General features: G+C 71.3%; 7 protein-coding genes. 3 read left to right on the top strand and 4 right to left on the bottom strand.

Going from position 1 to position 6,506, the window contains the following annotated elements:
* Positions 1-146: 146 nt before the first annotated feature.
* Together phbB and VQ02_RS22850 are read right to left on the bottom strand one after the other, a co-directional pair.
* Positions 147-875, bottom strand: coding sequence for an acetoacetyl-CoA reductase (gene phbB, locus VQ02_RS22855; protein WP_048446527.1), 729 nt, complete (start codon positions 873-875; stop codon positions 147-149).
* A 183-nt stretch (positions 876-1,058) separates the two neighbouring features.
* Positions 1,059-2,240, bottom strand: coding sequence for an acetyl-CoA C-acetyltransferase (locus tag VQ02_RS22850; RefSeq protein WP_048446526.1), 1,182 nt, complete (start codon positions 2,238-2,240; stop codon positions 1,059-1,061).
* A 292-nt stretch (positions 2,241-2,532) separates the two neighbouring features.
* Here VQ02_RS22850 and phaR point away from each other — a divergent pair, with 292 nt between their 5' ends.
* Entirely contained in the window at positions 2,533-3,135 is a 603-nt protein-coding gene (gene phaR, locus VQ02_RS22845; RefSeq protein ID WP_048446525.1) for a polyhydroxyalkanoate synthesis repressor PhaR, read from the top strand.
* Positions 3,136-3,210: 75 nt separating this feature from the next.
* Complete coding sequence (locus tag VQ02_RS22840; protein ID WP_048446524.1) at positions 3,211-3,426, top strand: hypothetical protein; 216 nt, start codon at positions 3,211-3,213, stop codon at positions 3,424-3,426.
* Positions 3,427-3,659: 233 nt separating this feature from the next.
* On the opposite strand, the gene VQ02_RS22835 is transcribed toward VQ02_RS22840, so the two are convergent.
* Positions 3,660-4,532 carry a LysR family transcriptional regulator gene (locus tag VQ02_RS22835; protein WP_209437052.1) on the bottom strand — a complete coding sequence of 291 codons (873 nt, stop codon included), beginning with the start codon at positions 4,530-4,532 and terminating at the stop codon, positions 3,660-3,662.
* Positions 4,533-4,605: 73 nt separating this feature from the next.
* On the opposite strand from VQ02_RS22835, the gene VQ02_RS22830 reads away from it, so the two are divergent.
* The gene (locus VQ02_RS22830; protein WP_083469387.1) at positions 4,606-5,811 is read left to right on the top strand and encodes a YbfB/YjiJ family MFS transporter; all 1,206 of its coding nucleotides are present in this window, start codon (positions 4,606-4,608) and stop codon (positions 5,809-5,811) included.
* Between the two features lie 98 nt (positions 5,812-5,909).
* Here the strand turns inward: VQ02_RS22830 and rpmF are convergent, their stop codons facing one another.
* The gene (gene rpmF, locus VQ02_RS22825) at positions 5,910-6,095 is read right to left on the bottom strand and encodes a 50S ribosomal protein L32 (RefSeq protein WP_048425702.1); all 186 of its coding nucleotides are present in this window, start codon (positions 6,093-6,095) and stop codon (positions 5,910-5,912) included.
* Positions 6,096-6,506 lie beyond the last annotated feature (411 nt).

Here is a 6,506-nt window from a genome sequence, read left to right as displayed (position 1 = left end):
TGCTTAAGCGAAGTGGTATTATTCGTTTACACCGGCGGCTCTGGATTCCGGGCTCCGCTGCGCGGCCCCGGAATGACGTAGAGGGTGTGTAATGGTTGTGGGGACAACCGAGCAAGGCGCCCCATCCGGGACGCCCCTTCCCCGCATCACGCGAAGTACTGGCCGCCGTTGATGGTCAGCGTCGAGCCGGTGATGAAGCCCGCCTGCTCGCCGGCCAGGAACTCCACCGCGCGGGCGATCTCCTCGGCCTCGCCGAGGCGGCCGACCGGGATGTGCGGCAGGATCTTGGCCTTCAGCACGTCGGGCGCGATCGCCTTGACCATCTCGGTGGCGATGTAGCCGGGCGCGATCACGTTGACGGTGATGCCCTTGTTGGCGTTCTCCTGCGCCAGCGCCTTGGCGAAGCCGATCACGCCGGCCTTGGCGGCGGAGTAGTTGGTCTGGCCCATCTGGCCCTTCTGGCCGTTGATGGACGAGATCAGGATGATGCGGCCGAAGCCGCGCGAGCGCATGCCGTCGATCAGCGGACGGGTGCAGGTGAACATCGAGTCGAGGTTGGTGCGGATCACCGCCTGCCACTGCTCGAAGGACATCTTGTGAAACATGCCGTCCCGGGTGATGCCGGCGTTGTTCACCAGGATGTCGATCGGGCCGAGCTCAGCCTCGGCGGCGCGGATGCCGGACTCGCAGGCCGCGGCGTCGCCGACGTCGAACTTGAAGACCGGGATCCCGGTCTCGTCCTTGAAGGCCTGCGCGGCCTCGTCGTTGCCGCCGAAATTCGCTGCGACCTTGTACCCGGCCTCTTTCAGGCCTCTCGAGATCGCGGCGCCGATGCCGCGCGTGCCCCCGGTGACCAGTGCAACGCGTTCTGCCATGTGCCCTCTCCTTGATGAGCGTTCGAGCGATCCATCCCTCGGCGCGCTTCCATCGATACGTTACGGAAGGCGGCCGTTCCACAATGAAGGCGGGTGCTGTCCCGCTTCTTGAGCACTAACTGTAGTGGGGACGGCCAGGCTCCCGGCCGCCCCGCTCCCGAACGTGAAATTTCAGCGCGTGGCTCAGCGCTCCAGGCACATGGCGACGCCCATGCCGCCGCCGATGCAGAGGGTGGCGAGGCCCTTCTTGGCGTCGCGGCGCTGCATCTCGTGCAGCAGGGTGACGAGGACGCGGGCGCCGGACGCGCCGATCGGGTGGCCGATGGCGATGGCGCCGCCGTTCACGTTCACCTTCGAGTCGTCGAAGCCCAGGTCCTTGTTGACCGCGAGCGCCTGGGCCGCGAAGGCCTCGTTGGCCTCGATCAGGTCGAGGTCGGAGGCCTTCCAGCCGGCCTTCTCGAGGGCCTTGCGCGAGGCCGGGATCGGGCCGGTGCCCATGATCTTCGGGTCGACGCCGGCGGTGGCCCAGGAGGCGATGCGGGCGAGCGGCTTCAGGCCGCGCTTCTCGGCTTCCGCCGCCGACATCAGCACCAGGGCGGCCGCGCCGTCGTTGATGCCCGACGCGTTGCCGGCGGTGACCGTGCCGTCCTTCGAGAAGGCGGGCTTCAGCTTGGCCATGCCCTCCGGCGTCGCACCCTCGCGGATGTACTCGTCGGCGTCGACCACCACGTCGCCCTTGCGGCCGGGCACGGTGACGGGAGCGATCTCGTCCTTGAACCGGCCTTCCTTCTTGGCGGCCTCGGCCTTGTTCTGCGAGCGGGCCGCGAAGGCGTCCTGCTCCTCGCGGGTGAGCTGCCACTGCTGGGCGATGTTCTCGGCGGTGTTGCCCATGTGGTAGCCGTTGAAGGCGTCCATCAGGCCGTCCTTCAGCATCGTGTCGACGAGCTTGAGGTCGCCCATCTTCTGCCCGCCGCGCAGGTACTGGGCGTGCGGCGCCATCGACATCGACTCCTGGCCGCCCGCCACGATGATGTCGGCGTCGCCGTTGGCGATCTGCTGCATGCCGACCGCGACGGTGCGAAGCCCCGAGCCGCAGAGCTGGTTGAGGCCCCAGGCGGTCTTCTCCTGCGGAATGCCGGCGGCCATGGCGGCTTGGCGGGCCGGGTTCTGGCCCTCGCCAGCGGCGAGCACCTGGCCGAAGATCACCTCGTCGACCTCCTCGGGGGAGACCTTGGCCCGCTCCAGCGCCGCCTTGATGGCGACCGCGCCGAGCTTGTGGGCCGGCACGGTGGCGAAGGCCCCGTTGAACGACCCGACCGGGGTGCGGGCGGCACCCACGATCACGATATCTGCCTTCTCAGCCATGCGCCTCTCCTCTCGGCCTCTCCCAGCGTCACGGGCCGCCGCAGCCTGCCGCTTCACGGCCGCCGCCCATGCGCTTTGGGGTGGATGAAAGCGTTGCCCTGCGGGAAGTCAAGGCGTGCTCCACGCCATCGCCGCAGTGGCAGCGCACCCAGTTTGCGTGGACGGCGCGCAGATTGCTATTTTCGCCAGCACACGAAGGCCTTAAGGTCCAATCATGAGAACCGGTGAAAATTCGGCTCGCCCGGCGCCGTCCAATTCCCGCCGGGTTCTCCAAGAGGGAGACAGCGCACCGATGGCGGACAGCGGCAAGTCGACACCCACCGTCATCAAGAAGTACGCCAACCGGCGTCTCTACCACACGGGCACCTCGACCTACGTGACGCTCGAGGACCTCGCCGCCATGGTGCAGGCGGGTGAGGATTTCGTGGTCTACGATGCCAAGTCGGGCGAGGACATCACCCGCTCGGTACTGACCCAGATCATCTTCGAGCAGGAGAACAAGGCCGGCGCGGAGAACCTGCTGCCGGTGGCCTTCCTGCGCCAGCTGATCCGCTTCTACGGCGACAGCATGCGGGCGATGGTGCCGAGCTTCCTGGAATATTCCATGGACCACCTCGCCCGCGAGCAGGACGGTCTGCGGGAGAAGATGTCCCAGACCTTCGGCCCCAGCGCCTTCCAGCACGCCATGGAGGAGCAGGTGCGGGCCAACATGACCTTCTTCAACGAGGCCATGCGGATGTTCACGCCGTTCGGCCCCGGCGGGCAGCCGGCCGGGGGCGACAAGCCGGCCGAGGCGCCGGCCCCGGCGGCCCCGGCTCCGAAGGGCGAGCTCGACGACCTCAAGCGCCAGATGGCGGAGATGCAGAGCCGGCTCGAGGCTTTGGCCAAGAAGTAGGGAAGGGCGCCCCGGCAAAGGGCACGGCAGGCGGCTTGCGGCGTTGGCTTGTCATCGCGTCCTGGAGCCTCCGCCATGTCCCAGCCCGACACGCCCGTCCCGGACCCGAACACACCCGGCCGGGACCTCGTCACGACCCAGGCCTCCGGCCCCGCCCCGACGGTGCCGGCCCGGCCGCTGGCAACCTTCCTGGTGCAGCTGATCGACGGGCCGACGGGGACACTGCGGCCCTCGCGCCTCGACCGGTCGCGGGTGGCCTCGGCGCGGTACGCGGCCGGTGGCGGCCATTGAGCGATCCTGCGACCGGCAGGGCAGAACGAGAGCCTAACCCTCGCGCCTCGCAGGGACATCCCGGAGCCGCGGGAGCGGACCCCCGGAACCGCAAGTGTGAAGAGCCGAGGCAGGACGCGAGCGGTCCTGCTCAATGCCCCTCGCGTCCGGATGTCCGGCGCCGCCCTCGCGGACCCGGACCGACGAAGAGGGCGTGAATTCAGCCGATCCCGTTAGGCTCGCCCGCCTAAGCCCTACGCCACGGACGGCTCGCCCGCACGCGGCAGCAGCGCCATCAGCGACCGCAGCGGCGGGCTGGCCTCGCCCGACCACACCAGGTGCGTGCGGTTGAGCCGCAGATGGGCCGGCAGCGGGTGGCGGGCGACCGCGGTGCCGAGCACCGCGTGGTCGAGCACCTCCGCCGGCACGACCGCCGCCCCGGTGCCGGCCGCCACGCAGGCCACGATGGCGTGGTACGAACTCATCTCCAGGATCCGCTCGGGCGACGCGGCCTCCGCGGCGAGCCACTCGAACAGGCGCTGGCGGTAGGAGCAGCCGTGCGGGAACGCCACGACGGTCCGCGTCCGGCCGGCCTCGGCGGCAGCCTTGCCTTGCGCGGCCTTGGCCGTGATCAGCACCAGCTCCTCGTCGAAGGCCGGCACCGACGACAGGGTTCCGCGCTCGAACGGCTCGGACACGAAGGCCGCCTCGACCTCGTGACGCTCCAGCTGTCGCAGCATCGCCCGGGTGGTGCCTGTCTGCAGCTCGATCGTGACGTCGGGATAGAGCGCGTGGAAGGCCGACAGGATCGGCGGCAGCCGGGCGCCGGCGGCGCTCTCGAGGGAGCCCAGCCGCAGCGTGCCGCGCACGCCGCCGCCGCGCAGCTCCCGCTCCGCCAGGTCCGCCAGTTGCAGGAGCTTCTCGGCGTGGCCGAGCAGGGTGCGCCCGGCCTCGGTGAGGGTCAGACTGCGGCCCTCGCGCCGGAACAGGGCCACGCCCAGGCGCTCCTCGAACTGCTTGATCCGGGTGGTGACGTTGGACGGAACCCGGTTCAACAGGCTCGCCGCCCGCGTCACCCCGCCCTCCCGCACCACGTTGCGGAAGATGTGCAGGTCGTCGAGATCCATCGTTCTCATGGCGAGAAGGATACGTCACGAAAATTCATTTTCCAAGAAGTGCGGACCGGTATCTGATGCCGGGATGAGCACGACGCATCTCCCTCTCGCCCGCCCCGGCCACGCCGCCACGCGCCGGTCGACCTGGCCGGTCGTCGCCAGCGGGATCCTCGCCCTCGCGGTCGCGATGGGCATCGGCCGGTTCGCCTTCACGCCGCTGCTGCCGCTGATGCTGCGCGACGGCGCCCTGGACGCCGCAGCCGGCGCCGAATGGGCGGCGGCGAACTACATCGGGTACTTCGCAGGGGCCCTGACCGCGGCATGGTTCGCCGGCGATCCGGGCCGCGGATTGCTCCTGAGCCTCGTCGGCGTGGCGCTGACGACCCTGGCGATGGCGGTGTCCGGCAGTCCCGCGCCGGCGCTCCTCGGCGCCGCCCTGCGCGGGGCGGCCGGCGTGTTCAGCGCCTGGTCGCTCGTCTGCGCCAGCAGCTGGTGCCTCGCCGAGCTCGCCCGGCGGCGGGCGCCGCGGCTCGGCGCCTGGATCTACACCGGCGTCGGCCTCGGTATCGCGCTCGCCGGCGCCCTGGCCTGGCTCGGCGGGCGCCAGCCCGCGGCCTGGCTGTGGCTCGAACTCGGCGCCGGCGCCGGCGCGGGCGCGCTGCTCGTCGGGCTGCTGGCGCGCCGTCAGGGCACGGTCCCGGCCGGGCCGGCGGAGCGCGAGGCCGCCGCCGTCGCGCGGGGCGGCGAGGGCGGTCAGCGCGCCCTGATCCTGTGCTACGGCACCTTCGGGTTCGGCTACATCGTGCCGGCGACGTTCCTGCCGGTGATGGCGCGCGACCTCACGCCCGATCCCCTGGTCTTCGGCCTCGCCTGGCCGCTCTTCGGCCTCGCCGCGCTCCTGTCGGTCGCGGCCGCGGCGCGCTATCTCGGGGCCGTGCCGCGCCGGCGCCTTTGGGCGGCGGCGCAGGGGCTCATGGCGCTCGGCACCGCCCTGCCGCTCGGCGTCCGCGCCCTCTGGGCGGTCGCGGCCTCGGCGGTGCTCGTCGGCGGCACGTTCATGATCGCCACCATGGCGGGGCTGCAACTGGCGCGCGAGGCGCGACCCGACGACCCGACGCCGCTGCTGGCCCGGATGACCGCCGCCTTCGCGGCCGGGCAGATCGCCGGCCCGCTGCTGGTGCGCGCGTTCGGGGGCGGCCCGGACGCGCTGGGCCTGACCGGCGCGATCGCGACGCTGCTCCTCGTGCTCACCGCCCTGCGGCTGTGGCGGGCCGAGCGCCGCCCGGTCTGAGATCCGGGACGAGGGCGCCACAAACGAGAACGGCGCCCGCGAGGGGCGCCGTCATCCCGTGCCGGTCATCGGCGGCGCGAGCGCGCCGCCACGCCGGATCACGCGTCGGACTTGACCTTCAGGACCTGACGGCCGCGATACATGCCGGTCTTCAGGTCGATGTGGTGAGGGCGGCGCAGCTCGCCGGAATCCTTGTCCTCGACGTAGGTCGGGGCCTTGAGGGCGTCGGCGGAACGGCGCATGCCGCGCCGCGACGGAGAGGTCTTTCGCTTCGGAACGGCCATTGAAATGCTTCCCGTGCAACAAAACAGGCGCGTGGAAGCCCCGGGGCGGAGCCGCCGCGCACCTCGCGATCCTGATCGGAGCGGGGTCTATAGAGGAGACGCGCCGGTCTGGCTAGGGGATTCGTCCAGAAAAGCACCCTCTCTTGCGCACGCAGCCATTAAGCTGCCGTTCAACGGCGAAGGCCGCATCATGCGGACGCCGCCCCGACCCGAGGACCGGACTCCCAGGTCCGGGCCCGGACGCGGCAGGATCGGAGCTTCCCGACGATGTCCGAGACCCGCCTTCTCCCCCGCCTGACCCGCGCCCTGGCGCTCGCCGCCCTCCTGGGCGCCGGCCCGGCCCTGGCGCAGACCCCCGCGCCCTCGACCCCGACGACGCGGCCGGCACCGGCCCCGGCGGCGCCGGCCGCC

The organism is Methylobacterium variabile (genome assembly GCF_001043975.1).
GTDB lineage: Bacteria > Pseudomonadota > Alphaproteobacteria > Rhizobiales > Beijerinckiaceae > Methylobacterium > Methylobacterium variabile.
The sequence above is the reverse complement of the archived record's forward strand: the minus strand, read 5'-3'. Positions and strand labels throughout refer to the sequence as shown.